This is a genomic window from Xenorhabdus entomophaga (assembly GCF_037996725.1).
Classification (GTDB): domain Bacteria; phylum Pseudomonadota; class Gammaproteobacteria; order Enterobacterales; family Enterobacteriaceae; genus Xenorhabdus; species Xenorhabdus khoisanae.
Map to the genome: position 1 here is coordinate 1 of NZ_JBBMXH010000389.1, position 358 is coordinate 358.

A 358-nucleotide genomic window follows, 5' to 3' on the forward strand; every position below is an offset into this window, starting at 1 on the left:
CTTCAGTTGTCCCATCACTACGCCGTTCTGGGTGGCAAACGCACTCACCATGTGGAGCATCGACTGCCGATTCTTGCCATCATAAGTTCCCCGCAACGTTTTTCCGTCAATGGCGATAATTTCCCCTTCTGAGCGTTCGTTAACCCATTGAGCCCAATGAATAAAACAGTGCTGAAATTCAACGGGATTGAGCCGAGAAATCAGGCGAGCGATAGCATCATGTCCCGGTATTCCATTCGGAAAAAGAGTTTTTTCTTGATACCAGTCCAGGTACGTTTCGCCGAAATCTTCAATATCTTCCCATCCTTCTGCACCGGCGATGATGGCTGTAATCGACAGAAAAAGGACATCAAACAAA

General features: G+C 47.2%; 1 protein-coding gene. It reads right to left on the bottom strand.

Features of this window, described 5'->3' with window-relative positions:
• The coding region (locus AAC854_RS23340; protein WP_340619163.1) for an ISAs1 family transposase at positions 1 to 358 on the bottom strand (358 nt) is incomplete at both ends.